The sequence below is a fragment of the Candidatus Rhodoblastus alkanivorans genome (assembly GCF_022760755.1).
GTDB classification, from domain to species: Bacteria; Pseudomonadota; Alphaproteobacteria; order Rhizobiales; family Beijerinckiaceae; genus Rhodoblastus; species Rhodoblastus alkanivorans.
In genome coordinates this window covers 3096598-3121720 of the sequence record NZ_JAIVFP010000001.1, presented here as the reverse complement: position 1 = coordinate 3121720, position 25123 = coordinate 3096598, and the positions used below count along the sequence as shown (strand labels likewise).

Annotated in this window: 30 protein-coding genes, 3 tRNA genes and 1 pseudogene; 22 read left to right on the top strand and 12 right to left on the bottom strand. The window is 64.5% G+C overall.

From position 1 onward, the window contains the following. The first annotated feature begins 57 nt into the window (after window positions 1-57). Entirely contained in the window at window positions 58-504 is a 447-nt protein-coding gene (locus tag K2U94_RS14445; protein ID WP_243067867.1) for an iron-sulfur cluster assembly scaffold protein, read from the top strand. After that, complete coding sequence (locus tag K2U94_RS14440) at window positions 501-1157, top strand: Hsp20/alpha crystallin family protein (protein WP_243067866.1); 657 nt, start codon at window positions 501-503, stop codon at window positions 1155-1157. The genes K2U94_RS14445 and K2U94_RS14440 overlap by 4 nt, the downstream gene beginning before the upstream one ends. 82 nt (window positions 1158-1239) lie before the next feature. Here K2U94_RS14440 and xth read toward each other — a convergent pair whose 3' ends face one another. After that, window positions 1240-2019, bottom strand: coding sequence for an exodeoxyribonuclease III (gene xth, locus K2U94_RS14435; protein ID WP_243067865.1), 780 nt, complete (start codon window positions 2017-2019; stop codon window positions 1240-1242). Window positions 2020-2022: 3 nt separating this feature from the next. Continuing rightward, a complete protein-coding gene (locus K2U94_RS14430; protein ID WP_243067864.1) occupies window positions 2023-3360 on the bottom strand; it encodes an FAD-dependent monooxygenase in 1338 nt (445 codons plus the stop codon). Between the two features lie 145 nt (window positions 3361-3505). Here K2U94_RS14430 and K2U94_RS14425 point away from each other — a divergent pair, with 145 nt between their 5' ends. Continuing rightward, on the top strand, window positions 3506-4045 hold the full coding sequence (locus K2U94_RS14425; protein WP_243067863.1) for a redoxin family protein: 540 nt from the start codon (window positions 3506-3508) through the stop codon (window positions 4043-4045). 132 nt (window positions 4046-4177) lie between these two features. On the opposite strand, the gene K2U94_RS14420 is transcribed toward K2U94_RS14425, so the two are convergent. Next, the gene (locus tag K2U94_RS14420) at window positions 4178-4852 is read right to left on the bottom strand and encodes an alpha/beta hydrolase (protein WP_243067862.1); all 675 of its coding nucleotides are present in this window, start codon (window positions 4850-4852) and stop codon (window positions 4178-4180) included. A 110-nt stretch (window positions 4853-4962) separates the two neighbouring features. On the opposite strand from K2U94_RS14420, the gene K2U94_RS14415 reads away from it, so the two are divergent. The 4 genes from K2U94_RS14415 to dprA all read left to right on the top strand — a co-directional run bounded on the left by K2U94_RS14415 (window position 4963) and on the right by dprA (window position 8510). Further along, entirely contained in the window at window positions 4963-5274 is a 312-nt protein-coding gene (locus tag K2U94_RS14415; protein ID WP_243067861.1) for a hypothetical protein, read from the top strand. 103 nt (window positions 5275-5377) lie between these two features. Continuing rightward, window positions 5378-6703, top strand: a complete 1326-nt coding sequence (gene pyrC, locus K2U94_RS14410) for a dihydroorotase (RefSeq protein WP_243067860.1) — start codon at window positions 5378-5380, stop codon at window positions 6701-6703. Beyond that, window positions 6700-7293, top strand: a complete 594-nt coding sequence (gene plsY, locus K2U94_RS14405) for a glycerol-3-phosphate 1-O-acyltransferase PlsY (RefSeq protein ID WP_243067859.1) — start codon at window positions 6700-6702, stop codon at window positions 7291-7293. Before pyrC ends, plsY begins: the two co-directional genes overlap by 4 nt. Further along, on the top strand, window positions 7290-8510 hold the full coding sequence (dprA, locus tag K2U94_RS14400) for a DNA-processing protein DprA (protein ID WP_243067858.1): 1221 nt from the start codon (window positions 7290-7292) through the stop codon (window positions 8508-8510). Before plsY ends, dprA begins: the two co-directional genes overlap by 4 nt. Here dprA and K2U94_RS14395 read toward each other — a convergent pair whose 3' ends face one another. Both K2U94_RS14395 and ruvX read right to left on the bottom strand, forming a co-directional pair. Then, window positions 8511-8780, bottom strand: coding sequence for a hypothetical protein (locus K2U94_RS14395; protein WP_243067857.1), 270 nt, complete (start codon window positions 8778-8780; stop codon window positions 8511-8513). Between the two features lie 243 nt (window positions 8781-9023). Further along, window positions 9024-9515, bottom strand: coding sequence for a Holliday junction resolvase RuvX (gene ruvX / locus K2U94_RS14390; protein ID WP_243067856.1), 492 nt, complete (start codon window positions 9513-9515; stop codon window positions 9024-9026). A 44-nt stretch (window positions 9516-9559) separates the two neighbouring features. Between ruvX and K2U94_RS14385 the strand changes: the two genes are divergently transcribed. Both K2U94_RS14385 and K2U94_RS14380 read left to right on the top strand, forming a co-directional pair. Next, a complete protein-coding gene (locus K2U94_RS14385; RefSeq protein WP_243067855.1) occupies window positions 9560-10153 on the top strand; it encodes a class I SAM-dependent methyltransferase in 594 nt (197 codons plus the stop codon). Between the two features lie 78 nt (window positions 10154-10231). Continuing rightward, complete coding sequence (locus K2U94_RS14380; RefSeq protein WP_243067854.1) at window positions 10232-10930, top strand: metal-dependent hydrolase; 699 nt, start codon at window positions 10232-10234, stop codon at window positions 10928-10930. 95 nt (window positions 10931-11025) lie between these two features. Here K2U94_RS14380 and minE read toward each other — a convergent pair whose 3' ends face one another. Genes minE through minC form a run of 3 tightly spaced genes read right to left on the bottom strand, consistent with a single transcriptional unit; the run spans window position 11026 to window position 12873 of the window. Next, entirely contained in the window at window positions 11026-11322 is a 297-nt protein-coding gene (minE, locus tag K2U94_RS14375) for a cell division topological specificity factor MinE (RefSeq protein ID WP_243067853.1), read from the bottom strand. Next, entirely contained in the window at window positions 11319-12134 is an 816-nt protein-coding gene (minD, locus tag K2U94_RS14370; protein ID WP_243067852.1) for a septum site-determining protein MinD, read from the bottom strand. Before minD ends, minE begins: the two co-directional genes overlap by 4 nt. A gap of 16 nt (window positions 12135-12150) precedes the next feature. After that, window positions 12151-12873, bottom strand: coding sequence for a septum site-determining protein MinC (gene minC, locus K2U94_RS14365; protein WP_243067851.1), 723 nt, complete (start codon window positions 12871-12873; stop codon window positions 12151-12153). Window positions 12874-13088: 215 nt separating this feature from the next. On the opposite strand from minC, the gene gatC reads away from it, so the two are divergent. The 4 genes from gatC to gatB are packed head-to-tail and all read left to right on the top strand — an operon-like array spanning window position 13089 to window position 16679. Continuing rightward, entirely contained in the window at window positions 13089-13376 is a 288-nt protein-coding gene (gatC, locus tag K2U94_RS14360; RefSeq protein WP_243067850.1) for an Asp-tRNA(Asn)/Glu-tRNA(Gln) amidotransferase subunit GatC, read from the top strand. Window positions 13377-13390: 14 nt separating this feature from the next. Further along, entirely contained in the window at window positions 13391-14872 is a 1482-nt protein-coding gene (gene gatA / locus K2U94_RS14355) for an Asp-tRNA(Asn)/Glu-tRNA(Gln) amidotransferase subunit GatA (protein WP_243067849.1), read from the top strand. Beyond that, window positions 14863-15213, top strand: coding sequence for a chorismate mutase (locus tag K2U94_RS14350; RefSeq protein WP_243067848.1), 351 nt, complete (start codon window positions 14863-14865; stop codon window positions 15211-15213). The genes gatA and K2U94_RS14350 overlap by 10 nt, the downstream gene beginning before the upstream one ends. Beyond that, window positions 15210-16679 (top strand): Asp-tRNA(Asn)/Glu-tRNA(Gln) amidotransferase subunit GatB, encoded by a 1470-nt coding sequence (gene gatB / locus K2U94_RS14345; RefSeq protein WP_243067847.1) that lies wholly within the window; start codon window positions 15210-15212, stop codon window positions 16677-16679. Before K2U94_RS14350 ends, gatB begins: the two co-directional genes overlap by 4 nt. A gap of 748 nt (window positions 16680-17427) precedes the next feature. Here gatB and K2U94_RS14340 read toward each other — a convergent pair. The 4 genes from K2U94_RS14340 to K2U94_RS14325 form a co-directional block, all read right to left on the bottom strand. After that, the gene (locus K2U94_RS14340) at window positions 17428-18042 is read right to left on the bottom strand and encodes a hypothetical protein (protein WP_243067846.1); all 615 of its coding nucleotides are present in this window, start codon (window positions 18040-18042) and stop codon (window positions 17428-17430) included. Window positions 18043-18105: 63 nt separating this feature from the next. Then, window positions 18106-18528, bottom strand: coding sequence for a hypothetical protein (locus K2U94_RS14335; protein ID WP_243067845.1), 423 nt, complete (start codon window positions 18526-18528; stop codon window positions 18106-18108). A 94-nt stretch (window positions 18529-18622) separates the two neighbouring features. Continuing rightward, window positions 18623-18988, bottom strand: coding sequence for a hypothetical protein (locus K2U94_RS14330; protein WP_243067844.1), 366 nt, complete (start codon window positions 18986-18988; stop codon window positions 18623-18625). A 103-nt stretch (window positions 18989-19091) separates the two neighbouring features. Beyond that, window positions 19092-19185: transfer RNA gene (locus K2U94_RS14325), tRNA-Ser, on the bottom strand. A gap of 187 nt (window positions 19186-19372) precedes the next feature. Here K2U94_RS14325 and K2U94_RS14320 point away from each other — a divergent pair. The 9 genes and pseudogenes from K2U94_RS14320 to K2U94_RS14280 all read left to right on the top strand — a co-directional run bounded on the left by K2U94_RS14320 (window position 19373) and on the right by K2U94_RS14280 (window position 25081). Further along, window positions 19373-20443 (top strand): OmpA family protein, encoded by a 1071-nt coding sequence (locus K2U94_RS14320; protein ID WP_243067843.1) that lies wholly within the window; start codon window positions 19373-19375, stop codon window positions 20441-20443. Between the two features lie 7 nt (window positions 20444-20450). Continuing rightward, window positions 20451-21542 (top strand): hypothetical protein, encoded by a 1092-nt coding sequence (locus K2U94_RS14315; protein WP_243067842.1) that lies wholly within the window; start codon window positions 20451-20453, stop codon window positions 21540-21542. 284 nt (window positions 21543-21826) lie between these two features. After that, entirely contained in the window at window positions 21827-22360 is a 534-nt protein-coding gene (locus K2U94_RS14310; protein WP_243068888.1) for a cold-shock protein, read from the top strand. Between the two features lie 47 nt (window positions 22361-22407). Continuing rightward, window positions 22408-22935, top strand: a complete 528-nt coding sequence (locus K2U94_RS14305; protein ID WP_243067841.1) for a DUF192 domain-containing protein — start codon at window positions 22408-22410, stop codon at window positions 22933-22935. A gap of 52 nt (window positions 22936-22987) precedes the next feature. Continuing rightward, window positions 22988-23064 (top strand) — tRNA-Pro (locus K2U94_RS14300). 90 nt (window positions 23065-23154) lie between these two features. After that, window positions 23155-23460 (top strand): ETC complex I subunit, encoded by a 306-nt coding sequence (locus tag K2U94_RS14295; protein ID WP_243067840.1) that lies wholly within the window; start codon window positions 23155-23157, stop codon window positions 23458-23460. A 35-nt stretch (window positions 23461-23495) separates the two neighbouring features. After that, window positions 23496-23572: transfer RNA gene (locus tag K2U94_RS14290), tRNA-Arg, on the top strand. 326 nt (window positions 23573-23898) lie between these two features. After that, window positions 23899-24339: pseudogene (locus K2U94_RS14285) on the top strand (integrase core domain-containing protein); the annotation flags it as partial. 226 nt (window positions 24340-24565) lie between these two features. After that, a complete protein-coding gene (locus K2U94_RS14280) occupies window positions 24566-25081 on the top strand; it encodes a D-glycero-alpha-D-manno-heptose-1,7-bisphosphate 7-phosphatase (protein ID WP_243067839.1) in 516 nt (171 codons plus the stop codon). Window positions 25082-25123: the final 42 nt, after the last annotated feature.

The window sequence follows — 25123 nt, the reverse complement described above, 5'->3', positions numbered from 1 at the left end:
GGTTGCAACCCTTTCGCTCGCACTCTATCTGATGAGCAGAGGCGCGCCGCGAAAATCATGTTCGACGACATCTACAACCGCAAAATCCTGGAACTTGCCGCCAATATCCCGCGGGTTGGCCGGCTTGAGGCGCCGCAGGCCTCGGCCGACGCTCATTCGCGGCTGTGCGGCTCCTCGATCACCGTGGATCTCAGTCTCGAAGACGGAAGGGTTTCCGATTACGCCCAGGATGTGAAGGCCTGCGCTCTCGGCCAGGCGGCGTCCTCGGTCATGGGGCGGAATATCGTCGGCGCGGCGCCCGAAGAATTGCGGGACTTGCGCGAATGCATGCGCAAAATGCTCAAGGAAAATGGCCCGCCGCCGCAGGGCCGCTTCGCCGACGCGGGCGTGCTCGAACCCGCGCGCGATTACAAGGCCCGTCACGCCTCGATCCTGCTGGTGTTCGACGCGGTCGCCGCGGCGCTCGACAAAATCGAGAAAAGTTGTGTCCAGCCGCAACAATGATTTCGATCAATGCCTTTTCTGGCGAGAATTCTATATTAGCTATTGAAGCGAGGGGTTCAGCCCCAACCGCAACCCCAAGGGACAGAACCCTCGTCGTGACGCCCCGCAAATGGCGAGCCGCTGCTCGCCGGGCGCGGGGCGGACAGGAGGATGTCATGAAAACCCTGCTTCCGGATCTCTGGACGCGCGACTTTGTGACGGATCCCTTCCGCGCTTTTGAAAGGGAGCTGTTCGGGCGAGACCTTCCGAAAATGTTCCAGACGCCCGCCATGAAAGAAGCCATGGCGCCGGTTCCGGCGATGAACATCGCCGAGACTGAAAATGCGATCGAAGCGACGCTGGAAATTCCGGGCGTCGATGAGAAGGACATCAAGGTTCGCGTCGAAGGCGATCGCCTTATCGTCTCCGGCGAGAAAAGGTGTGAAAACAAACGCGAGGATAAAGATTGGCACGTGACCGAACGCCGGTTCGGCGCATTCTATCGCACGGTGCTGCTGCCGTTCGAACCTGCGGCGGATGCGATTAACGCCCATTATGACAAGGGCGTCCTGCATCTGACAGTTCAGAAACCCGCCGCCAAGACGACGACCGCCAAGACCATTCCCGTAATGTCTGGCGCGCCGAAGGCCGAAGAACCGCCGAAAGTCCAATAGGCGTCAAAGTAAATAGCAAAGCATCCGGCCGGCCCCCTCAAATGGGGGCCGGAGCTTTTTGGGGGCAGGATTCAGAAAGGTTTCAGGCCTTCAAGTCCACCCTGATCGGCACATGGTCCGAAGGCTTGTCCCTGGCCCTCATGTCGCGGTCGATGGCCACGCTTTCCAGCCGGTCGGCGGCCTGGGGCGACAGCAGAAGATGGTCGATCCGCAGACCGTTGTTCTTCTGCCAGGCGCCGGCCTGATAATCCCAGAAAGTATATTGCTTCGGCGCGTCGGTCGTCGCGCGCAAGGCGTCGGTGAAGCCGAGCGCCAGCAATTCGCGGAATTTTTGCCGCGTCGGCGGCGCGTAAAGGGCGTCGCCGAGCCAGGACTCGGGGTCGTACACGTCGCGCGCGTCGGGGATGACATTGTAATCGCCGCACAGAACCAGCCGCTCTTCGTATGAAAGCAGCTTGCGCGCATGGGCGATCAGCCGGTCCATCCAGGCGAGCTTGTAGTCATATTTGTCCGCGCCGAGCGGGTTGCCGTTGGGCAGATAGAGGCAGCCGACCCGCAGCGCCGTCTTGCCCCAGGGGATCACGGCCTCGATATAGCGCGACTGGGCGTCGTTTTCGTCGCCCGGCAGGCCGACGGCGATTTCCATCGGCGCCTTGGAAAGGATGGCGACGCCATTATAGGATTTCTGGCCGTGGATCGCGACATTATAGCCCGCCGCCTCGACCTCCAGCCGAGGGAACTGCTCTTCCAGGCATTTCAGCTCCTGAAGGCACAGAACATCCGGCTGGACAGTGCGCAAATAGCCGACGAGCGCCTCGACACGCTGGCGCACGGAATTGACGTTCCAGGTGGCGATGCGCAAGCGTCAGCTCCTTGTCGCTGACGGACGCCGCGCCGGCGGGCGGGCGCGCATCAGTTTCGGCGTCGGGCCGTGCGGGGTGACGCCCTCGCGCATCAGGGCGCGGCGCAACGGCCCGATCGCCGAGAAGAAGTTGAGGGCGAAAGCGCGCGCGAAATCGACCGGCAAGGCGTGAATGAGCAGGGAGCGGTTGAGAATATCGATGCCGCGCACCCGCAGTCCGATGTCGCGGGCGCGCTGGCGCTCGTAACGCTCCAGGGCGCGGGAGATTTCCTCCGGCTCGTCGAGATCGACGCCGTCGAGGCAATCGACCAGATTGGCGATGTCGCGCAGGGTCAGGTTCAGGCCTTGCGCGCCGATCGGCGGGAAGAGATGGGCCGATTCGCCGATCAGCGCCATGCGCATGCCGGTGACCCGCGAGGTTTTCATCGCGCCCATCGGGAAGGCGCCGAGCGGCCCGTCGAGCCGGATCGCGCCGAGCAGGCCGTGCGATTCGTCCTCGATCTCGGCGGCGAGTTCTTCCGGCGGCAAAGCTTGCAGGCGCCGGGCGTCGCGCGGCGAGACCAGCCAGACCAGGCTGGAGCGGCAGGGTTCGCCCTCGCGTCCGCGCAGGGGCACGAAGGTGAAAGGGCCCGAACGCTTGTGCCATTCGGTCGAAATCTGATGATGCGGCTTGTCGTGGGCGAGCAAAGCGGTCAGCGCGATCTGGGGATAGGACCAGGTCGTCACCGTTATGCCGGCGATCTGCCGCGCCTGGGAATTTCGGCCTTCGCCGGCGACGATGAACTTGGTCTCGATCCGCCCGCCTGAGGCGAGCCGCGCGCGCGCGCCGGAAAGGTTGAGCTCGAACTCGTCGATCAGGTCCTCGATCAAGGTGATCGACGGATCTTCGCGCGCGGCCTGGGCGAGTTCGGCGACCAAAGCATTGTTTTCGATATTCTCGCCGAAAGCGTCGAGGTCGATCTCGCGCGAGCGGAACTCCTTGGGGCCGGTCGGGAAGATCGAGCCGGTGTCGTCGATCATCCTTATGCCCTCCATCGGGGCGGCGTGACCGGCGAGGCGCGGCCACAGGCCGAGCGCGCGATAGAAGCGCAGCGAACCTTCGAACAAGGCCACGGTCCGGCCGGCGAGATTGGTCTCGACCTTGCCCACGACCACCACTTTGCGGCCCTGCGCGGCAAAGGCGTGAGCGGCCGAAAGCCCGGCCGAGCCGGCGCCCGCGACCAGCACGTCGCATTCCCATTGCTCGAGCGGTTGGCCTGCGCCAGAGCGAGAGCCTGTCGGCTCCTTCTGCTCCTGTCGCGCCTTCGCGGGACGACTCGTGGCGCGATTCGCCGGACTCATGGGCCCAATCCTTTTCTTAACCAGATTCACTTTAAGGCCCCGCGATTTGCGAGGGCAAGCGGGCTTTGCCGATAAGACGAATTGTCGCGTCCACGGCGCGTTAACGCCTGCGCGTCAGTCTGCGCTCATGAACTCGGAAAACGAAATGCACATCGACCGCCGAGCGGTTGTTTTCGGCGCAGGTCTGGCCGTGGCTTCGGCGGGCGCTGGCCTGTGGGCGTGGCGTCATCTGGGCCTGAGGGCGCGGCTTTTCAACCCTTTTCGCGCGGACCATTTCGAACTGGCGGCGCTGCCCGGCCTGACAGACGCTTCAGGCGCCGCCGTTCCGGGCTTTTCCTCGGCCGACATTGTGGGGAAATCCGTCTATATCAACGCCTTCGCCTCGTGGTGCCCGTTCTGTCGCGCCGAACATGAAGCCTTGATGGAATTCGCGCGGTCAGGCGCCCGAATTTATGGCGCGGCCTCGCTCGACCAACCGGAAAAAACGCTTCATTTCCTGCGGGAAAACGGCAATCCCTATTTCAGGCTCGGCATGGATCGCCACGGCTTTCTGTTCCGCGCGCTCGGCGCGCGCGGCATACCGGCGCATTTCGTTTTCGCGCCGGCGCCGCGCCTGACCTTCGCCGCGCAAGGGCCGATGGATTTCGCCCAGTTGCGGGCGAAAATCCTGCCCGCCTTGGCTTAGGGCTTGTTGGCGTTCGATCCGCGGCCGTGACGCGCGAAGGCTTTGCCTTGAGCGGGAGAGAGAAAATCGAAAATGCCTAGCCGGCAAAAACCTTAATGGCCGTCTGGTTCGTCGAAAGCCTCGCCGATATCCTTAGTCGCTCCGCGCCGCGATGGCGATCTTCGGCGGGTTGCCGAGGCGCTTGTCGAGATAGGCGTCGACCTTGCCGATCAGGTCGTCCACGCGATCCTCGAAGAAATGGTTGGCGCCTTCGACCACCGCGTGTTCGATGACGATGCCCTTCTGGGTCTTGAGCTTTTCTATGACGCTGGTGACTTCCTTGATCGGCGCCACGCGGTCCTGATCGCCGTGGACGAACAGGCCGGAAGAGGGGCAGGGCGCCAGAAACGTGAAGTCGAAGCGGTTGGCGGGCGGGGCGATCGATACGAAGCCCTCGATCTCGGGGCGGCGCATCAGCAGCTGCATGCCGATCCACGAGCCGAAGGAGACGCCGGCGATCCAGCACGAGCGCGCCTCCGGGCTGATCGCCTGCGCCCAGTCGAGCGCGGCCGCAGCGTCCGACAATTCGCCCTGGCCATGGTCGAAGGCGCCCTGCGAACGGCCGACGCCGCGGAAATTGAAGCGCAATACGGAAAATCCGCGCTCGGCGAAGGCGTAATAAAGCTGATAAACGATCTGATTGTTCATCGTGCCGCCGAATTGCGGATGCGGATGAAGAATGATCGCTATGGGCGCGCCGCGCTGTTTGGACGGATGAAAACGTCCTTCGAGACGACCGGCGGGTCCGTTGAAAATCACCTCGGGCATGGGCCTTCTCTTGGGTTCTTGACTCTTGGGTTCTTGACTGTGAACGACCTTCTTACCCAAGCGCGGGCTTTCGAATCAAACTTTTTCGCGCCTTTCGTCCGGAGAATCTCGTGTTGCTCGCCATCCGCCTGTTTTGGCTGACCTTGGCCGCCGCCGCCGCGCATTTTCACGACGGCCTGGCCTATCCGACCGTTCTGCTCGCCGCGCTGATCGCCTGGCGCGGCTGGGGACCGTGGTGGATTCTCCCGGTCATCGTCGCCGAGGCGGTCTATGCCTCCGACCTATTCGCGAGCGCCAGCGGCGGCGGCAAATTGCCGGGAGCGATGAGCAATGTGTTTTTTCAGCTGATCGTGTTCGCGCTGCTTGCGTTGATCGGTTTTGCCGCCGGCTGGACGTTCAGGCGGCGGGATACAAGGACATGATCGGCGCCGTCGTTGCAAGAGCTTTGGCGAGAGTTTTGGCGAGAGTTTTGCGTTTCGACGCTCGGCCGATTGCCCTCAAGGCCGCCGCGCGCTATCGAAAACCATGGTTCAAATAAAGCCTCATCCGCTGCTGGCTTTCGTCAACGCCCGCCTGATCGACCCGGAAAGCGGGACCGAGACGCGCGGCGGCGTTCTCGTCGAGAACGGGCGAATCAGTGATTTCGGCGCCGAGGTTACGGCGGCGAACCTGCCTCGCGAGGTCGCCCTGATCGAATGCGGCGGCGACGTCCTTTGTCCCGGCCTGATCGATTTGCGCGCCTTTGTCGGCGAGCCGGGCGCCGAGCACCGCGAATCCATCGCCACCGCCACGGCGGCGGCGGCGGCCGGCGGCGTCACCACTCTGGTGGCCAGTCCCGAGACCCATCCGCCGGTGGACGACCCGGCGGTGGTCGATTTCCTCAAGCGCCGGGCGCGCGATCATGGCCGGGTGCGGGTGCTGCCGACGGCGGCGATCTCCAAGGGGCTGGAGGGCCAGGAAATCACCGAATTCGGCCTGCTGCGCGAGGCGGACGCGGTGGCCTTCACCGACGGCTCGCGCTCGATCCGCAACAGCCAGACCCTGCGTCGCGCCATGACTTACGCCCGCGATTTCGACGCGCTGATCCTGCACTTCCCGGAGGATCGCGACCTCGCGGGCTCTGGGGTGATGAACGCGGGTGAATTGGCGACCCGGCTCGGCCTTTCCGGCGTGCCGCGCGAGGCCGAGGCCATTGCGCTCGACCGCGACATCAGGCTGGCGCGCATGACCGGGGCGCGCTATTGCGCCGCGCCCATTTCCACCACTTTGGCGCTGGACGTCATCGCCAAGGCCAAGGCGGAAGGGCTGCCCGTCTCCTGCGGCGTCACGATCAACCATCTGACGCTCAACGAGAACGACATCGGCTCCTATCGCACCTTTTTGAAGCTCAAGCCGCCGCTGCGGCGCGAGGAGGAGCGGCTCGCTTTGGTCGAGGCGGTCGCCAGCGGGCTGATTGACGTCGTTTTCTCCGACCATAATCCGCAGGACGTCGAAACCAAGCGCCTGCCCTTCGGCGAGGCCGATTTCGGCGCCGTGGGCCTCGAAACCCTGCTCGCGGCCGGGCTTCGCCTGGTTCACGCCGGCCATGTTCCGCTCAGCCGTCTGTTGCGCGCGATGACGACGAATCCCGCCGACATTCTGCGGCTGGAGCAGGGGCGGCTGAAGCGCGGCGCGCCCGCCGATCTCATTCGCTTCGATCCGGACGAGCCTTTCGTGCTGAACAAGGACGATCTCAAGTCGAGATGCAAGAACACGCCCTTCGACGAGGCGCGCCTGCAGGGCGTGGTCAAGATGACCATGGTCGCCGGCCATATCGTCCATGGCGCGGCGGCGGCGATGGAGCAGGCATGATTTCCCTTCCGCTCGCGCTTCTTGCGCTTCTTATCGGCTATGGCCTCGGCTCGATTCCCTTCGGCCTGCTGCTCACCAAAGCCGCGGGGCTCGGCGACGTGCGCGCGATCGGCTCCGGCAATATTGGCGCGACCAATGTGCTGCGCACCGGGCGCAAGGACATAGCCGCCGCGACTCTGCTGCTCGACGCGCTCAAGGGGACGGCGGCGGTGCTCATCATGTCCCGCTTTTCGCTCGAAGCCGGCGCCCTGGCGGGGTTCGCGGCCTTTCTCGGCCATATTTTCCCGGCCTGGCTCAAGTTCAAGGGCGGCAAGGGCGTTGCGACCTTTCTCGGCTGCCTGTTCGGCTTCGCCTGGCCCGCCGGTCTGGCCTTCATGGCGATCTGGCTCGCGACAGCTTTTCTTTCGAAATATTCGTCGCTCTCGGCTTTGGTCGCCAGCGCTTTGTCGCCTGTCGTGCTTTGGCTGCTGGGCCTTCCCGGCCACGCCGATCTGCTTGCGGTCATGGCCGCGATCCTGTGGGTCAAGCACAGGGAAAACATCGCCCGGCTGCGCGCGGGGACCGAAGGCAGGATCGGCCAGAAGAAATGAAGGCGGCGCGCCTCACCGACGAACAGAAACTTGACTGGCTGCAACTCATCCGTTGCGAAAACATCGGTCCGCGCACTTTCCTCGCCTTGATCCAGCGCCATGGCGACGCCGGCGCCGCGCTGCGCGCTCTGCCAGAGCTGATCCGCCAGGGCAGGGGCCGGCCGGTGACGCTGGCCTCGCGCGATATGGCTTTGCGCGAATGGGAGCGGGCCGCGCGCCTCGGCGCCCGCTTCATCGCTTTATGCGAGCCGGATTTTCCGCCCGCGCTGCGGGCGATCGACGCGCCGCCGCCTCTGATCGCGGTTCGCGGCGACGCCGGCCTGTTGCGCAAGCCCATGGTCGCGCTGGTCGGCTCGCGCAACGCCTCGGCCGCGGGGCTCGCCATGACCGAAAGGCTCGGGCTGGGCCTGGGCGCGGCGGGCTATGCCGTGGTTTCGGGCGCGGCGCGCGGCATCGACGCCTGCGCCCATAAAGCCTCGCTGCCGACCGGCGCGGTCGGCGTGCTCGCGGGCGGGCTCGACAGGCCCTATCCGCCGGAAAATCTCGATCTGCTCGAAGACATGGCCGCGCGCGGCGTGGTGATCTCCGAAATGCCCTTTGGCTATGAGCCGCGCGGCCGTGATTTTCCCCGCCGCAACCGCATCGTCTCCGGCCTGTCCCTGGCGACGGTGGTGGTCGAGGCGGCGCGGCGCTCGGGCTCGCTGATCACGGCGCGCTTCGCCCAGGAGCAGGGCCGCGAGGTTTTCGCCGTGCCGGGCTCGCCGCTCGATCCGCGCGCGGCGGGGGCGCTCGACCTTATTCGCGACGGCGCGCTGCTTTGCATGGACGCGCAGGATGTGATCGACGTCGTCGCGCCGCTCGCCGCGCGCGGCGCCGCACGTTACGACCTGCTGTTCGAGCCCGAGCCGGCGCCCTATGACGAGCCGCTGTGGGACGAATGGGACGGGATCGCGCCCGCCGCGCCGCTCGCGCTCGAATTCGTGGACGACGAATTGGACGCCGGGCAGGACTTTAAGGCGAATGGCGCAGAGCGCCGCGACGCCGAGACGGGCCGCGAAAGGGTCGAGCGCCTGCTCGGGCCGGCGCCTATTGGCGTGGACGATCTCGCCCGCGCCAGCGGATTTTCGGTTCAGGAAATCCGTCTGATCCTGCAGGAGCTGGAAATCGAAGGCCGGATCGAACGCCACGGCGGCGACCGCGTCGCGCTGATCGGCTGATCAATCCTCGTCAAAAGGCGTCTCGGTCTGCCGGGCCTGCATCTCGGCCTCGACGCGGGCCATTTCCAGCAGATAGTTGAGGAGGTCGAGCCTGGCGTCGCGCGCTATCAGGGCGAGCGAGCCGACCATGTCCGAAATATAGCGCGCGGTCTCTTCCGCCGAGCCGGCCGCGGGCGCGTCGGCGCCGTCGTCCTCGGTGTCGTAGCGGAAATCTTCGTCGTTTGCGTCGTTTGCGGCCGGCGTTTCAGAGGCAAAGGCGTCTAAATCCATTGCGGCTTTTTTCCTGGATTTCTTGGTCATGGAACACCGAAGAACCGAAAACTGGCGAGACGCGGGCAGGGGCCAAGTTCGTCCGACCGGAGGCATCCCCGCCAGCGCCGCTCCACGGACAAGCAAGGGTTGTAGCGCCTTGGCCCGCGAGCGTCTCGTCTTGAGGCGATCCAGAAGTTTAACGCGATTTGTGTTTGTGGTCGATGGTTAAGGCGTAAATCTCATCTTAAATCTTGGCTTGATTTATCCCGGAAGTCGATGGAGGCGGTCCAACGCGCCTTGCAGGATATAGGCCGCGGCCATCCGGTCCACAACTTCCGCGCGCGTTTTGCGCGAGACGTCCTGAGCGATCAACTCGCGGGTGACGGCGGCGGTCGAGAGCCGCTCGTCCCAGAACACGAAGGGTTTTTTGGCCAGGGGCGCGGTTTGTCTGACGAAAGCGCGCGTCGATTGGGCGCGCGGGCCTTCCGTGCCGTCCATATTGAGCGGCAGGCCGATCACGAAAGCCGCAACTCCGTGGTTGTCGGCGAGGGCCAGCATCTGCGCGACATCCGGCGTATATTTGACGCGCTTGATCGTCGTGAGCGGCGTGGCGAGCCGCCGTTCGACATCGGACAGGGCCAGGCCGATGGTCTTGGTTCCGAGGTCGATCCCCATCAGCCGCTCGTTGCGCTTCAACTGGCCGGCAAGCTCGTCCAGCGTCACGACGGCGGCGTTTTTCTGCGGTTCGGTCATGGTTCCCGCTAACACGGGCCATGCGTTTAGGCTAGCGTCGCGCCATGGCCGGTTCGAACGAAAAGACGTTGCAATCCTATGCCGCGCGGCTCGCGGCCTATGTCGACGGCACGGCGCCGGACGTAAGCGGCGCGGTGAAGGACTGGATCGATGCGCTGCTGGCCGATTTGCCGCCTTCCGCGCGCCTTTTCGAACTGGGCGCCGCCTTCGGCCGCGACGCCGCTTACATTCGCCGCCGGGGGTTCCGCATCGAATGCGCCGACGCCGTGCCGGGTTTCGTCGAAACCTTGCGCGCCCGGGGGCTGAAGGCGCGGCTTTTCAACGTCCTGACTGACGATCTTCCTGAAATCTACGACCTGATCTTCGCCAATGCCGTGCTGCTGCATTTCACGGGTGATGAATTCGCCCTGGCGCTCGCCAAATTACGCTGCGCGCTTGCGGCCGGCGGGCGCCTCGCCTTCAGCCTCAAACGGGGACGGGGCGAGGAATGGTCGAACGCGAAAATCGGCGCGCCGCGCTACTTCCTTCATTGGGAGGCGGAGGATTTGCCGCCCTTTTTGCGCGCGGCCGGCTTCGCCTCCTGGGAAATCGCCTGCGCGCGCGAAAACTGGCTCTATGTCACGGCGCGCGCGCCCTGACCCTTTCGCTTGCGTCAACCATGCGCGCGACTAAACTCCCGCCAATTCTCCATGAGAGGCGATATGAGAGGCGATCCCATGAAAATCACCTGGCTCGGCCATTCGGCGTTCCGCGTCGATCTGCGCGACTCGCACATCCTGATCGACCCCTTCCTCACCGGCAATCCGAAATTCACCGGCAGCCTGGACGAGGTCTCGGCGGGCGTCACCCATATCGTCCTCACCCACGGTCATGACGACCATATCGGCGACGCGCCGGAGATCGCCAAAAAGACCGGCGCGCAGATCGTCGCCAATTTCGAAGTCTGCATGTTTCTCAACAGCAAGGGCGCCGAAAACATCAATCCCGGCAATACCGGCGGGACCATTCCCTGCGGCGAATTCTCGGTCGCGCTCACGCCGGCTTTGCATTCGGCCAGCACCATCATTGACGGCAAGCCGGTCTATCTCGGCAATCCCAATGGCGCGGTCCTGCTGCCAGAATCCGGCCCGCGCGTCTATCATTTCGGCGACACCGCGATCTTTTCCGACATGGACCTCATCCGCGAAATGTACCAGCCGGAAATCGGCCTCATTCCGGTCGGCGACCGTTTCACCATGGACGGCAAGACGGCGGCCCTGGCGGTGAATCGTTATTTCGACTTCCGCCATGTCATTCCGATGCATTACGGCACCTTCCCGATCATCGACCAGACGCCGGACGCCTTCGTCGCCGCCATGCAGGGCGCCAAGGCGCGGGTCCATCGTCCGGAGATCGGCGAGACGATCCAGTTTTGAAATGTTGGGCGTCGGAGCGTCAAAAGCCGTCGGGCCGCGCGGCGAAATCGCGGCGCGGCCCGAGATTCTGAGGCGTTTGCGGCGCGGTCGCCGCTTCAGCGCGCCGCCGCTCGCGCCGATTCCCGCAGGGCGGGCTTGGGAGCGATCTTCTCGGTCGGGATCTCAACATCGATCTCGAGCGTGGAAACGGCCCCCGAATGATCCATCTTGATCTTCAGAGCCTCCGGATCGATTTCGACATGTTTGGCGATCGTCGCCAGGAGTTCGTCGCGCAGAATGGCGATGAGATTCCCGGGCCCCAGCGTGACGCGCTCGTGCGCGAGCAGAATCTGCAAACGCTCGCGCGCGACCGGCGCGGAACCGCGCGTCTTGAAAAAGGCGAATACGTTCATGCCGCCCTCCGGCCGAGGATGCGATTGAGGAACGACTTCTTTTCGCCGGGAAACAGCATGGGCACCGATTCGCCGGTGAGGCGGCGCGCCGCGTGCTCATAGGAGCGGGCCGCCTCGGTCGTCGATCCGTTGATGGTGACGGGAGCGCCGAGATTGGACGCCCGCAGGATGTCCTCGCTCTCCGGAATGATCCCGAGCAGGGGAATGGAGAGGATGTCCAGCACATCGTCGACGCTGAGCATTTCGCCGCGGCTCGCGCGGGAAGCGTCGAAACGGGTCAGGAGAAGCTGTTTCTCCATGCGCTGGCCTTGTTCGGCGCGCAGGGTCTTGGAATCCAGCAATCCGATGATGCGATCCGAATCGCGGACCGACGACACCTCCGGATTGGTGACCACGACCGCCTCGTCGGCGAAGCGCATCGCCAGCGTCGCGCCCCGTTCGATTCCCGCCGGACTGTCGCAGAGAATCCAGTCGAAGACGCCGCGCAATTCGCCGATGACCCTTTCCACGCCCGCTTCCGTCAAGGCGTCTTTGTCGCGGGTCTGCGACGCCGCGAGCAGGTTCAATGTGTCGATGCGCTTGTCGCGGATCAGCGCCTGCGACAGCTTGATGTCGCCCTGGGCGACATTGATGAGGTCATAGACGACCCTGCGCTCGGCGCCCATCACCAGATCGAGATTGCGCAAGCCCACGTCGAAATCGACGACGCAGACCCGCTGGCCGCTCTTGGCCAGCGCGGCTCCGAGCGAAGCCGTCGATGTCGTCTTGCCCACGCCGCCTTTTCCTGACGTCACCACAACGACTTTGCTCATTGCGCTCCCCTTTTCCTCAATTCAAGATGCGGATCTGCAGGCCGCCTTCGGCCAGCCGGACTTCGACGCTTTTGCCCTCGAGCCTCGGATCCATGTCCTCCGCGGTCCTGTAGGCGCCGCCGATGCAGAGCAGTTCGGCGCGCGCTTCGGTGCAGAAAATGCGCGCATTCGGCGCGCCGGAGACGCCGGCGATGACCCGGCCCTGGATCGCGCCATAAACATGAACCGATCCGCCAGCGATGATTTCGGCGCCTGAGGCGACGCGGCCCACGATCGTTATGTCGCCCTCGAGATTCACGATCGATTGGCCGGAACGCACCGGCGCGTCGATCACCAGCGTTTTGGCGCTCGGCGGGGCTTTCGCAGGCTCTGCGGGTGCGGCATTGGTTTCAGCGGGCGTTTCAGCGGGCGTTTCTTGCGGCGCGACGGGCACGCCTCCCGTCACCTTCGGCGGCAGATGCGGCCCGACCAGGGACGGGTTGGCGCCTTCCGCGCCCATGACGCGGATATGGCGGCGCGCAAGCTGGCCCAGAAGGTCGCGATAATCCTTCACCGATATGTCGATCTGGGCGAGATCGAGGATGATCGGCTTGTTGGCGAAGAAATTCGGGGCTTGGGCCAGCCAGCCGTCAAGCGTCCCGAGCCATTCGCTCAACGGCTCCACGGGCTGCAGAACGAACGCGATCAGCGAATGGGTTCGCAGATTTAGCGTGGCAGGAGAGCGAACGTGGGCGTTCATCGAAGCATCCCATTGTCATTTCGTTAACCATGCATGGGAATGGTTGACGAAATCTTAACGGATCGATCGCAGCTCCCTCGCCGGGTCCGGGTGTCTGGTGAATTTCCACAGTCGGATCAACTGGCGCAATCGTTGCGCCGCGGCAACGCCTTCTGTATAGGCTAGAGCCCTTACAGGCGGCGGGTGAAGCCGCCTCATCCAGCATGGAGCCCTCGATGTCGGTCGATCTGGCGACGGTGCGGCGCATCGCCCATCTCGCGCGCATTCGCGTGAGCGAAGAAGAAGCGCCTTTCCTGCAGAACGAAATCAATTCCATCCTGAGCTTCGTCGAGGAGTTGAACGCGGTCGACGTCTCGGGCGTCGAACCGATGACCTCGGTTCTGCCGATGACGATGAAGAAACGCGAAGACGTCGTCACCGACGGCGAGATCGTCGAAAAGGTCCTGGCCAACGCCCCCGCACGCGAGGACGGTTTCTTCGTCGTACCGAAAGTCATCGAATAGCAAAGGGACGCGATATGTCCGATCTGACCCGCCTGACGCTTGCGCAAGCGCGCGAGGGCCTCGCCGCCAAAAAATTCTCGGCGGTCGAACTGAGCCAGGCTTTCATTGCCGCCATGGCGCGGGCGAAGAGCCTCAACGCCTTTATTGTCGAAACGCCGGAAAAGGCGCTCGAGCAGGCCAAAGCCAGCGACGAAAGGCTCGCCAGGGGCGAAGCCCGCCCGCTGGAAGGCATCCCGCTCGGGATCAAGGACCTTTACGCGACCGAAGGCGTCCAGACGACCGCCGCGAGCCATATTCTCGAAGGTTTCGTGCCGCAATATGAGTCCACCGTCACCGCCAATCTGTGGCGCGACGGCGCGACCATGCTGGGAAAACTCAATCTCGACGAATTCGCCATGGGCTCGTCGAACGAGACCTCTTATTTCGGTCCGGTGATCTCGCCCTGGCGGCGCAGCGGCTCCGACGCCAAACTCGTCCCCGGCGGCTCCTCGGGCGGCTCGGCGGCGGCGGTCGCGGCGCGGCTGTGCCTTGGGGCGACGGCGACCGACACCGGCGGCTCGATCCGCCAGCCCGCGGCCTTTACCGGAACCGTCGGGATCAAGCCGACCTATGGCCGCTGCTCGCGCTTTGGCATAGTGGCCTTCGCCTCGTCGCTCGACCAGGCCGGGCCGATCGCGCAGAATGTGCGCGATACGGCGATTCTGCTGCGCTCGATGGCGGGGCATGACCCTAAGGACACCACCAGCGTGGACGCGCCTGTGCCGGATTACGAAAGGGCCATCGGCGCCTCGGTCAAGGGCAAGGTGATCGGCATTCCGAAGGAATATCGCCTCGATGGCCTGTCGGCCGAGATCGGGGCTTTGTGGGATCAGGGCGTCGCCTGGCTGCGGGCGGCGGGCGCCGAAATCCGCGAAATCTCGCTGCCCCACACCAAGCACGCTTTGCCGGCCTATTACATCGTCGCGCCGGCGGAAGCGTCTTCCAATCTCGCCCGTTACGACGGCGTACGTTATGGGTTGCGCAAGACCGGCAAGGATATTGTCGATCTTTACGAGCTCACCCGCGCCGAAGGTTTCGGGAAGGAAGTGCGCCGCCGCATCATGATTGGCACTTATGTGCTGTCGGCCGGCTATTACGACGCCTATTACCTGCGCGCGCAAAAAATCCGCTCGCTGATCAAGCGCGATTTCGACCTCGCTTACGAAGCCGGCGTGGACGCGATCCTCACTCCCGCGACCCCGTCGGCGGCTTTCGCGCTCGGCGAAAAGGGTTCGTCCGATCCGGTGGAAATGTATCTCAATGACGTTTTCACCGTCACCGTGAACATGGCAGGCCTGCCGGGCCTCGTCGTGCCCGGCGGCCTTTCGGCGGAGGGTCTGCCGCTTGGCCTGCAATTGATCGGCCGGCCGTTCGAGGAGGAAACCATCTTTTCGCTCGGCCAGGTCATCGAGGAGGCGGCGCCGAAGATCGGCCTGCCGGAAAGCTGGTGGGGCTGAACGCCGTGAGCGGCGCAGACGAGATGGCTGCGGCGAACAACGCGGACATGGCCGCATTGCGCCAGAGAATCGACTCGCTCGACGCCGCCCTCGTTGATGCGCTCGCCGAGCGCCAGCGCTGCATCGAGGAGGCGGCGGACATCAAGAGCCGTATCCGCTGGCCGGCGCGCATCGGGCCGCGCGTCGATGAAGTGCTTGCCCGCGTCGCCGCGCGGGCAAAGGAAAAAAATCTCGATCCCGATCTCGCGCGATCCCTGTGGACCGCGATCATCGAATGGTCGATTGCATATGAAGAGCGTCTGATGAAAGATTTGTCAGACAGGAAAGGCGATCCCGCATGAATACGCACGCCAGTTCTTCCAAACTGATCCCGGGCGCGACCGGCGAATGGGAAGTCGTCATCGGCCTTGAAATCCACGCCCAGGTGACGAGCCACGCAAAGCTTTTCTCCGGCGCCTCGACCGAATTCGGCGGCGCGCCCAACAGCCATGTCTCGCTGGTGGACGCGGCCATGCCGGGCATGCTCCCCGTCATCAACGAGGAATGCGTCAAACAGGCGATCCGCACCGGCCTGGCGCTGAAGGCGCAGATCAATCATCGCTCGGTGTTCGACCGCAAGAATTACTTCTACCCCGACCTGCCGCAGGGCTATCAGATCAGCCAGTACAAACATCCCATCGTCGGCGAGGGCGAGGTTTTGGTCGATCTGTCGCCGACCGAGCAGATCAAGGTCGGCATCGAGCGCCTGCATCTCGAACAGGACGCCGGCAAATCCCTGCACGATCTCGGCGCCAACGATTCCCATGTCGATTTGAACCGCTCCGGCGTCGCGTTGATGGAGATCGTGTCGAAACCCGACATGCGCTCGGCGGACGAGGCCAAGGCCTATGTGACCAAGCTGCGCACCATCCTGCGCTATGCCGGGACCTGCGACGGCAATATGGAGCAGGGGTCTTTGCGCGCCGACGTCAATGTTTCGGTGCGCAAGCCGGGCGCGCCCTATGGCACGCGCTGCGAGATCAAGAACGTCAATTCGATCCGCTTCATCGGCCAGGCGATCGACGTCGAGGCGCGCCGCCAGATCGGCATTCTCGAAGACGGCGGAACAATAGATCAGGAGACGCGGCTCTACGATCCCAACAAGGGCGAGACGCGCTCGATGCGCTCCAAGGAAGAAGCGCATGACTATCGCTATTTCCCCGACCCCGATCTGCTGCCGCTCGAATTCGACCAGGCCTATGTGGACGAGCTGGGGAAGAACCTGCCCGAACTGCCGGACGAGAAGAAGGCCCGTTTCATCGCGCAATATGGGCTCTCGCCCTATGACGCGGGCGTGCTGGTGCTGGAGCGCGCCTCGGCCGATTATTTCGAGGAGGCGGCGAAAGGCCGCGATGCGAAACTCGTCGCCAACTGGGTGATCAACGAACTTTTTGGCCGCCTGAACAAGGAAGGCAGGGGAATCGAGGACTCGCCGGTTTCCGCGGCGCAGATCGGCGCCATCGTCGATCTGATCGCAAGCAATGTGATCTCCGGAAAGATCGCCAAGGACCTGTTCGAAATCGTGTGGACCGAGGGCGGCGCCCCGACGCAGATCGTCGAAACGCGAGGCATGAAACAGGTCACCGATACCGGCGCGATCGAGGCGGCGGTGGATGAGATCATCGCCAAGAATCCCGACAAGGTCGAACAGGCGAAAGCCAAGCCGACCATGCTCGGCTGGTTCGTCGGTCAGGTGATGAAGGCGACAGGCGGCAAGGCCAATCCGCAGGCGGTGAACGATCTGTTGAAGGCGAAACTGGGACTCTGAGTCGCGCGCGTCGCGCTCGCCAAATCGCTTCCGTCGCCGACGCGCCGCGAATTTTCGCGGCGTTGTTTTGCGCGGGTGAATTTTTTTTTTCGTGTGTGCGCGCCGGCCTTCCGCGGCGCATCGGCGCTCCTGCGGCGCAAGCCGTCACGACGAATTGAAACAGGAATTTCACCCCTCCGCCTGTCGGCGAAAATGACGTAGCGTCGTTGCGGCGCGCGGAAAAGCTGCGGCGAAGGGCGTGGCTTAATAAATTGATTTTGATGTAAAAATCATGAATTGTTCCTGCCGGGTGGCGACGGGATGTTGATAGGCTCCGACCTTGGCGAGCGCGAAAATTGCAGCGTGGCGCGATCGCGAAGCGCCTTCCCTTCATCGCTTGCGCGCGGACCCGTTCGCGGGAATCCGCGCCCGCGAGACGGATTTTCTTGACGTCGCGCGCAGTCGTTGCGGAGCAAATTTCGTCGCGCGTGAGCGCGAGAGACGTCGGGCTCTCTTGCAAGACTTTTGAACAGGTTTAGGCTGCTTGCGCCCAATCCGGCAGAACATGCGCCGGCGACGCCAAGGGGGATATGATGGCGCAATCAACAAGGAAAAATTCAGCCGCGAAAAAATCCGCGGCGCCGGCGGAAAGCGAGGCCGCCGTCGAGAAGAAACCGCGTGCGACCAAGCCCAAAGCGGCGGCCAAGTTGGTCGCCAAGCCGGCTGGCAAGTCGGCCGCCAAATCGGCTGGCAAGTCGGCTGCCAAGTCTCAAGCTGCGGCGAAAGAGCCAAAGAAGGCTGCGGCCGCAAAGAGCGCCGCCAAAAAGACCGACGCCAAAAAGACCGACGCCAAAAAGTCTGAGAGCAAGAAAACGGAAGCCAAGAAGTCCGAGGCCAAGAAGTCGGCCAAAGGCGTGACCAAGACCTCCGCCAAGAGGACCGCAAAGCTGGCGGCGGAAAAGCCCGCGATCGCCAAGAAGACCGCGGCCAAGAAGACTGCGGAAAAGAAGGTCTCCGAAAAGAAGACGTCCGCCAGAAAGACTTCCGCGAAGCCGGCGGCGAGCGCAAAAAAGACGGCGGCCAAATCCTCTGCGAAGACGGCGACCAAGAGCGCCGCCAAGACGACGGCCAGGGGCGCGGCGAAGACGACCAAGAGCGCCGCCAAGACGGCCAAGAGCGACGCCAAGGCGGCGGCTAAGGGCGCCGCCAAGACGGCCAAGAGCGACGCCAAGACGGCCAAGAGCGCCGCCAAGACGGCCAAGAGCGCCGCCAAGACGGCCAATGGCGCCGCAAAGACGATAAAGAGCGCGACGAAAAAGCCGGCGGAAAGGAAATCGGCGACCGCGAAAAACACCGCCAAGGCCGCGACGGCGAAATCGGCCAACGGCAAATCACCGGCGGCCAAACCGGCGGGCGGAAAAAAGGCCGCAGCCAAATCCGCTGCGACTCAGAATGCGCGGGTGAAGGCGGGTGCGAAAAAAACTGCGGCGAAGGGCGCGGCCAAGGCGACCGCGCCGAAAGCTTCCGCGAAAGTCGCAGCCAAGAAAGCGCCGGCGAAGTCTGCGGCCAAGGCGGCCGCAAAATCGGAAGCAAAGCCGTCGGCGCGCAGCGCCGCCGCGTCCCGTCGCGTGACGAAGAAGGTCGTGGCTGAGGCTGTGGCGGTTCCCGTTGCGGCGCCAGAAAAGCCGAAGGCCAGACGCGCCGCGTCGCGCAAGCCGAAAGCCGCCGTCGCGCCGGCCGAGGCTCCGCCGCCCGTCGAAACCACGCCTGTCGTGGAGGAGGCGCCGGCTCCTGCGCCCGGGGCGAGCGAAGGGCAGGCCTGAGCCGGCTCGCGCCAGCTTTCCGTTGATCGCGATTCGGGCGGGATCAACGAAGGCCCTCGCATCGGCCATCGCCCTTCGTGAGACGGGCGTCCGCAGACGTCCTGTCGGTCGCGGGCCTGACCGGTTCAATGGGAGCCGGCGTCAGTCCTTGGCAGGCAGACATTTTTCGGCGAAGGAGCGCCAGGTCAGTCCCTCGCTCTTGCCAGCCATTTTCAGATCGCGCCAGCGTTCGCCACATAGGCGCATGCGTTGGCGCGAGGCCGGCGGAAGATTGAAGGGTTTCAATGTCGCTGGATCGACGTCGACCGGCACGCGCTGCGTCGAGGGGACGGTCGTTGGCGCGGTCGCCGGCTTCTGTGGCGCGAGATTCGCCGGGGCTTCCGGCTGCGCGGCTGGGGGCGGCGCGCCTTGCGGTTGCGCGGGGGCCATGTATTCGGGCGGCCGGCGCGGCGGCTGCGGAATTGCGCCCAGGGCCGCGCCGGCGAGCAGGACGATGGGCGCCGACAAAACGACGCCCCGGATGCAGGGCTCGCGTCGGCAATGACGAGACAGAATGGCGAGATTAGTCCGAAAACCGGCAGCCACTTTTCGGAAATCCTGCTGTAGGTGATGGCGGAGACGGAGGGATTCGAACCCTCGATAGGGCTTTACAACCCTATAACGGTTTAGCAAACCGCCGCCTTCAGCCTCTCGGCCACGTCTCCCGCCGACGCGCCGCGCCGCAAACTGAGCCGCAGCGAAACGCGTGGCGCTGACATATGCCCGACCGGGAGAGGAATGGCAAGCGGTTCCGGCCGCAAAAGCCGAACTGGCGGCGCGCGCGCAAGGCCATTGGCGCCGCCGGCCGTGGGCGGCTAGATTTAGGGCGATGAAGATGAAGTGGGGGAGTCGATGCGTCGGCCCGGCATTTGGTGGATAGGTCTGGCGGCGGCGACCGGCCTGTGGCTGGCATTGATCCATTTCGAGGCGCCGAAGCTGGAAAGCGGGCTCGCGGCGCGCGCCGACGCCGTCCTGCGCGAGAAATTGGGCGGGTCCGCGACGGTCTTCGCACAGGGCCGCGACCTGCGCGTCGCCGGTCTGATTTTCGACCAATCGGCGCGGGCGGGCGCGCTCGCCGCGCTACGCGCGCTGCCGGGGGCAGGGCGAGTCGAGGACGACCTGAAGCCTCCGCCGCCGCTTTCGCCCTATGCCTGGCGCGCGGCGCGGAACGGGGCCGATCTGGTCCTTGGCGGCGCGACTCCGACGCCCGCCGCCCGGGCGGCCTTGGTCGAGGCGGCGCGGAAGGCGGCGCCCGGCGCGCGAATCGTCGATGACATGATCTATGCCTCAGGCGCGCCGCCCGATTTTGTCGTGCGCGCCGCGGCGCTGCTTCCCGCTCTCGCTCATTTGCGCCATGGCGAGGCGCGCTTGCGCGACGGCGCGGCGACGCTTGCCGGTGAAGCGGCGAATGAAGCCGAATATCGCGCGGTCGCGTCCGCCGCCGCCGGACTCCCCGTCAAACTCGATGTTCCGCCGCCCGGCGCGCCTCGGCCCGAGACCACGGCCGACAGTGGCGTAAAAACGCTGCCCCCGTCGCAGTCTGCCGTGACGCGGCCGGCTGCCCCGCCCATGTCCGCCCTGGCGCCGAAGGCGGCCGAGGATTGCAACGCCGCGCTGGCGCGGATGGCGCGCGCGACGCCGGTGCAATTCGAAAACGCCGCCCGGCTGACGCCTGCCTCGAAGGCGCCGCTCAAGGCTTTGGCCGCGGCGGCCAAGGCTTGTCCCTCCGCCACGCTCGCCATTTCGGGCTTATCCGATAGCGCCTCGGAACGCGGCGATGATCTTTCGTGGCGGCGGGCCGAGGCGGTGGCGGCTTTTCTGCTCGCCGAAGGGGTCGAGCCGCAAAGCCTCCATATTTCCGGTCCGGGCGAGGGCCGGCCGGCCGAAGGCGGCGAGGGCCGCATCGACATTCAGGCAAGGTGAAGCGCTGATGATCTTTCTCCTGCAGCGTCTTTCGGCCTGGGCTTTCGCCGCCGCCGCGCTCGGCTTCGTCTGCGGCCTGCTCGCCTGTCGCGGAAGGGAAAAGCCGCATTGGCGCGGTTTCGGGCTCGCGCTGGCGTTCGCCCTGGGGCTCGGCGGCGCCGACGCCCTCGATCTGGCGCCGGGCCGTTATGGCCTTTGGCTTGAGGCGGGCCTGATGGTCCTTGCGTGTTATCTGTTGGGGAGCGGCGCCGGCTGCCTCCCCGGGCTGCTTCTCGCTCCGCATAAAAAGGCCGAGCCGCCGGAATGGGTCGGCGCGGCGCGGGAGGCGGGCGAATGGGCCGAAGCCTTCGTCGCCGCCGCGCCGGCGGCGATCGCCGCGAATGACGCGGCCCTGGCCTGTCTCGCCTCGTCCGCCGCCGCGCCGGCGCCAGAGCCTGCGCCGGTCGAGGCGCCGCCGGAGCCCGAATTGTCGCCGCCGGCGCCGCCCGCGCCCGCAGACATTCCTCCGCCGCCGGCGCCGCCCGCGCCGCCAACGGAGGATTTCGCGGCAATTCGCGGCCTCGATCGCCGGTCGGCGCAGGGGCTGCGCGCTCTGGGCGTCAACGATCTGGCGTCGCTTGCGGCATTGCCGCGGGAGGGGCGCAAGGCCGCGGCCGTCCGGCTTGGCCTTGACGAAGAGGTGATCGATTATTGGGCGGCCCAGGCGCACCTGTTGGCCCATGGCGTCACGGCGCGCCCGGCCGGCGCGGAGGAAACCGCCGACCGGCTCGACGCCGGCGCGGCGCGGGCCCTGAGCGCTGGCCTGCCGCAGATCGTCGCCGCTCAGACCAACGACGCGCTTTATCCCGGCGAAAGGCCGTTCGGCGTCCTGGCGGCGCTGGGCGGCGGCGACGACCTGACGCGGATCGCCGGCATAGACGAGGCCGACGCGCGACGCCTTCATGCGCTCGGCATATGGACTTTTTCCCAGATCGCCGCCTGGTCGGCGGATCACGCGCGCTGGGTCGAATTCTATCTCGCGGAGCCTGGCCGCGTTCGACGGCAACATTGGCGCGAACAGGCGCGGAAACTGGCGGCGCGGCCTTCGGTTACGTTATGACCTGAGTAACGTTTGCCGGCGAAGCGGGTTTATTGCCGGCGTTTGTCTCTATTGCCCGGTAAATCTTGGCCGCTTGAAAAAATTGTGTGTGGGACTCTTGTCGCCACAAAAAATGGCTAGGAAGGCCGACAGCCAATGCTATCCTCGATTCGTTGATTCTGAGCTTGGTCGCGGGTCGTATCGGGGCGATTCCCCGGTTCTCGCGGGCGGCAGCCACATTGTCAGGAGCCGTTTCATTGGGCGCCAGCGAACAGCCGGGAATTCCGCAGGACTCCGAATCCGGGATGTCGGGCGAGGCCGCGCCCGAGGTCATCGAGGTTCGAGGCCGCATCAAATGGTTCGACATGGCGAAGGGCTTCGGCTTCGTCGTTCCGGACAACGGGCTCGCCGACGTCCTGCTGCACGTCACGGTGCTGCGGCGCGACGGCTATCAGACCGCTCCGGAGGGCGCGCAGGTGGTCTGCCAGGCGCAGAACCGCACCCGGGGCCTGCAGGTCTTCCGCATCCTCTCGATGGACGAATCGACGGCGGTGCATCCGGCCCAGCTTCCCCTGGCGCGCACCCATTGTGTCGCCGAGTCCGTCGGCGGTTTCGAGATCGTCGTCGTGAAATGGTTCAACCGCGTGAAAGGCTTCGGCTTCCTCACCCGGGGCGAGGGCACCGAGGATATATTCGTTCATATGGAGATCTTGCGCCGCTACGGCATCGCCGATCTCAAGCCCGGCGATTCGCTTCTGGCGCGGTTCGGCAATGGGCCCAAGGGCCTCATGGCGGCCGAGGTCCGGGCGCTGGAGACCCGGCTTCCCAGCGCCCATTGATCGCTGCGCTTGGTCTCAGCGGGGTTTGGTCTTAGTGAGGTTTGGTTATGGCGCGTCTGTTCGGGGGCTCCCCCCGCCTTGTTTCCCTCGCGCGCGCCCTGGCGCTGATTCTGCCTTTCCTCGCCGCGGCGAGCCTCTCGTTCGGCGCTCCGGCCCTTGCGCTCGAAGCTGCGGCCACAGCCGCTCTCGAACCGCTTGCGATCGTGACCGATCCGAACGGCTCCCATCCCGTCGAGCATCACCTGATGGTCGAGGTCATGCGGACCCCGGCCGAGCGCGAACATGGGCTGATGGACCGGCGCTATCTTCCGCCGGACCGCGGCATGCTGTTCAAGTTCAATCGCGAGCAGAACGTCCTGATGTGGATGAAGAATACCTATATTCCGCTCGACATGATCTTCATTTCGCCGAACGGCGAAGTAACCCATGTCCATGAAAACGCCGAGCCTTTGTCCGAGGCCATCATTTCGTCGGACGGCCCGGCGCTCGGCGTGCTCGAGGTCAACGCCGGCTATGCCCGCAAGATCGGATTGAAGGAGGGCGATCTCGTGCGCCATCCGATGTTCGCAAAATGAGGCGAACGCTTGTCGCCGCGACCCGCCCATGCTAGCGACAAGGCGGCGCCGTCGGGGTATGGCGCAGCCTGGTAGCGCGGAAGTTTTGGGTACTTCAGGTCGCAGGTTCGAATCCTGCTGCCCCGACCATCAGCCCGTCGAGGCGGGCGGCGCGGCGTCGGCTGACGCCGGCGGCCGCCCTGCTCGGCAGGGGCCAAAGCAGGAGAGATTGGAACGGTCATGACGGCACGCATTTATCGTCCCGCGAAGAGCGCCACCCAGTCCGGCATGGGAAAAACGAAGCTTTGGCGGCTCGAATTTTTCCCCGAGAGCGCGCGGAGCGTCGAGCCCCTTATGGGCTGGACCTCGTCGAGCGACATGAAAAGCCAGGTCAAGCTGAGTTTCGAAACCCGCGAGGAAGCGATCGCCTATGCGCAACGCAACGGCATTCCTTATCGGGTCGAGGAGCCGCAGGAGTTCAAGCGCCGCGCCATCTCCTATTCCGACAATTTCCGCAGTAACCGCGTGACGCCCTGGACGCATTGATCGCTTGTCCAGGCCTCGCATGAGGCGAGTTCTCCGGCCCCGTAGCTCAGCTGGATAGAGCAACTGCCTTCTAAGCAGTAGGCCGCAGGTTCGAATCCTGCCGGGGTCGCCAGTAAAATCAATGAGTTACCGTGATTCTTTTCGGCGGGAAAAGTCGCCTTACAGTTGCTGGGTAATCAATCGGGTAACAAAACGTGGCGACGCTGACCGCCAGCGATGCCATCCGCGTCAATCGCGCCCCTCAAGAACCGCCGCCGACAATCGCCCATCTGATAGCCCAAGGCGTTGCGGGCGTCTGTCCCTTCTGCCGGGCCTGCGGGTATTCGGGCGGGGTTAGGTTCGATGCGATCGGCCTGCCGGATGCAACGCCCTTTCCAAGGATCGGCCGTGCCAGGCGGTTCCGCTGCTCGTCCTGCGTGGCGCGGGACTATCAGAACCAATGGGACATGGGCGATGGAGTTTGTCCACGACGACCAACTCGCCACGGGACGCAAGCTGCGGGTGCTCACGATCGTCGACACTTTCAGCCGGTTCTCGCCTGGCCTCGACGTGCGGTTCAATTTCCGCGGCGCCAACGTCGTCGAGACGCTCGAACGCATCGGCGCGGAACAGGGCTTTCCGGCGACGATCCTCGTCGACCAAGGAACCGAGTTCGTGTCGCGAGACCTTGATCTGTACGCTTATCAGCGCGGCGTAATCCTCGACTTCTCTCGGCCGGGCAAACCGACCCGCAACGCCTTTATCGAGTCGTTCAACGGCAAGTTCCGAGTAGAGTGCCTGAACGCGCACTGGTTCATGAGCCTTGCCGATGCGCGCGAAAAAGTGGAGTTTTGGCTTAGAGACTATAACGAGCTACGACCACATAGCGCCATCGGGTAACTAGCCGCCGATATCGCTTGTCAACGGGCCATCGGACAGCAGCCCGCGGTGAGCCGATCACCCCCCGGAATCGGCCAGCCGGCCGGTCCAACATCGGGGGCACGTCAAACACAGCCGACGTTCTAAACGCCGCTGGATGAAACTTCAGCGGCAGGTCACGGGTCAACTCCAACTCCATGGGCAACTTGGCCCAATTCGAAGCTCAGTATTTAATGAGAGGCCCCCGATGAATCCACCAAGACGAGAAAAATTCGCGCTGCTCGACAGAGACGGCACGATTATTTTAGACAAGGTTTATTTAAGCGATCCAAAATTGATCGAATTCGCGCCAGGCGCTATCAAAGGTCTGCAAATGCTTCGCGACGCCGGTTTTGCACTCATATTGGTCACCAATCAATCCGGCGTCGCGAGGGGCTATTTCGATGAAAACTGCATCAACCGGGTTCATGATCGGCTCGGGGCGTTGCTCGCAGGGCACGAGTTGGAACTCGCCGCGATTTATTTTTGTCCACATGGCCCCGATGACGCCTGCGCATGCCGAAAGCCTGAGCCGGGAATGGCTCGCAAGGCCATGACCGATTTCGGTTTTTCAGCCGAGCAGGCGGTCGTTATCGGCGACAGCGTCGCAGATGTCGGCATGGCTGAAGCGGCCGGGCTAAGAGCCATCCGCATAGGAACTGATCCAGGCTGCGCGCGAGATTTCCTGGAAGCGGCTCAAAAAGCCATAACCCTATGCGCTTGAGTCCCCAACCGCTCAATGCAGATTGTCATTTACATTACGTCA

Excerpts from the sequence above, each read along its gene's own strand:
- minD (WP_243067852.1), bottom strand. The coding sequence starts at position 12,134 with ATGAGCAAAGTCGTTGTGGTGACGTCAGGAAAAGGCGGCGTGGGCAAG.
- gatC (WP_243067850.1), top strand. The coding sequence starts at position 13,089 with ATGTCGGTCGATCTGGCGACGGTGCGGCGCATCGCCCATCTCGCGCGC.
- K2U94_RS14305 (WP_243067841.1), top strand. The coding sequence starts at position 22,408 with ATGGCGCGTCTGTTCGGGGGCTCCCCCCGCCTTGTTTCCCTCGCGCGC.
- plsY (WP_243067859.1), top strand. The coding sequence starts at position 6,700 with ATGATTTCCCTTCCGCTCGCGCTTCTTGCGCTTCTTATCGGCTATGGC.
- K2U94_RS14320 (WP_243067843.1), top strand. The coding sequence starts at position 19,373 with ATGCGTCGGCCCGGCATTTGGTGGATAGGTCTGGCGGCGGCGACCGGC.
- K2U94_RS14295 (WP_243067840.1), top strand. The coding sequence starts at position 23,155 with ATGACGGCACGCATTTATCGTCCCGCGAAGAGCGCCACCCAGTCCGGC.
- K2U94_RS14380 (WP_243067854.1), top strand. The coding sequence starts at position 10,232 with ATGAAAATCACCTGGCTCGGCCATTCGGCGTTCCGCGTCGATCTGCGC.
- K2U94_RS14445 (WP_243067867.1), top strand. The coding sequence starts at position 58 with ATGTTCGACGACATCTACAACCGCAAAATCCTGGAACTTGCCGCCAAT.
- K2U94_RS14315 (WP_243067842.1), top strand. The coding sequence starts at position 20,451 with ATGATCTTTCTCCTGCAGCGTCTTTCGGCCTGGGCTTTCGCCGCCGCC.
- gatB (WP_243067847.1), top strand. The coding sequence starts at position 15,210 with ATGAATACGCACGCCAGTTCTTCCAAACTGATCCCGGGCGCGACCGGC.
- K2U94_RS14440 (WP_243067866.1), top strand. The coding sequence starts at position 501 with ATGATTTCGATCAATGCCTTTTCTGGCGAGAATTCTATATTAGCTATT.
- ruvX (WP_243067856.1), bottom strand. The coding sequence starts at position 9,515 with ATGACCGAACCGCAGAAAAACGCCGCCGTCGTGACGCTGGACGAGCTT.
- K2U94_RS14420 (WP_243067862.1), bottom strand. The coding sequence starts at position 4,852 with ATGCCCGAGGTGATTTTCAACGGACCCGCCGGTCGTCTCGAAGGACGT.
- K2U94_RS14395 (WP_243067857.1), bottom strand. The coding sequence starts at position 8,780 with ATGGATTTAGACGCCTTTGCCTCTGAAACGCCGGCCGCAAACGACGCA.
- K2U94_RS14280 (WP_243067839.1), top strand. The coding sequence starts at position 24,566 with ATGAATCCACCAAGACGAGAAAAATTCGCGCTGCTCGACAGAGACGGC.
- pyrC (WP_243067860.1), top strand. The coding sequence starts at position 5,378 with ATGGTTCAAATAAAGCCTCATCCGCTGCTGGCTTTCGTCAACGCCCGC.
- dprA (WP_243067858.1), top strand. The coding sequence starts at position 7,290 with ATGAAGGCGGCGCGCCTCACCGACGAACAGAAACTTGACTGGCTGCAA.
- K2U94_RS14430 (WP_243067864.1), bottom strand. The coding sequence starts at position 3,360 with ATGAGTCCGGCGAATCGCGCCACGAGTCGTCCCGCGAAGGCGCGACAG.
- K2U94_RS14385 (WP_243067855.1), top strand. The coding sequence starts at position 9,560 with ATGGCCGGTTCGAACGAAAAGACGTTGCAATCCTATGCCGCGCGGCTC.
- K2U94_RS14310 (WP_243068888.1), top strand. The coding sequence starts at position 21,827 with ATGTCGGGCGAGGCCGCGCCCGAGGTCATCGAGGTTCGAGGCCGCATC.
- minC (WP_243067851.1), bottom strand. The coding sequence starts at position 12,873 with ATGAACGCCCACGTTCGCTCTCCTGCCACGCTAAATCTGCGAACCCAT.
- minE (WP_243067853.1), bottom strand. The coding sequence starts at position 11,322 with ATGAACGTATTCGCCTTTTTCAAGACGCGCGGTTCCGCGCCGGTCGCG.
- K2U94_RS14425 (WP_243067863.1), top strand. The coding sequence starts at position 3,506 with ATGCACATCGACCGCCGAGCGGTTGTTTTCGGCGCAGGTCTGGCCGTG.
- gatA (WP_243067849.1), top strand. The coding sequence starts at position 13,391 with ATGTCCGATCTGACCCGCCTGACGCTTGCGCAAGCGCGCGAGGGCCTC.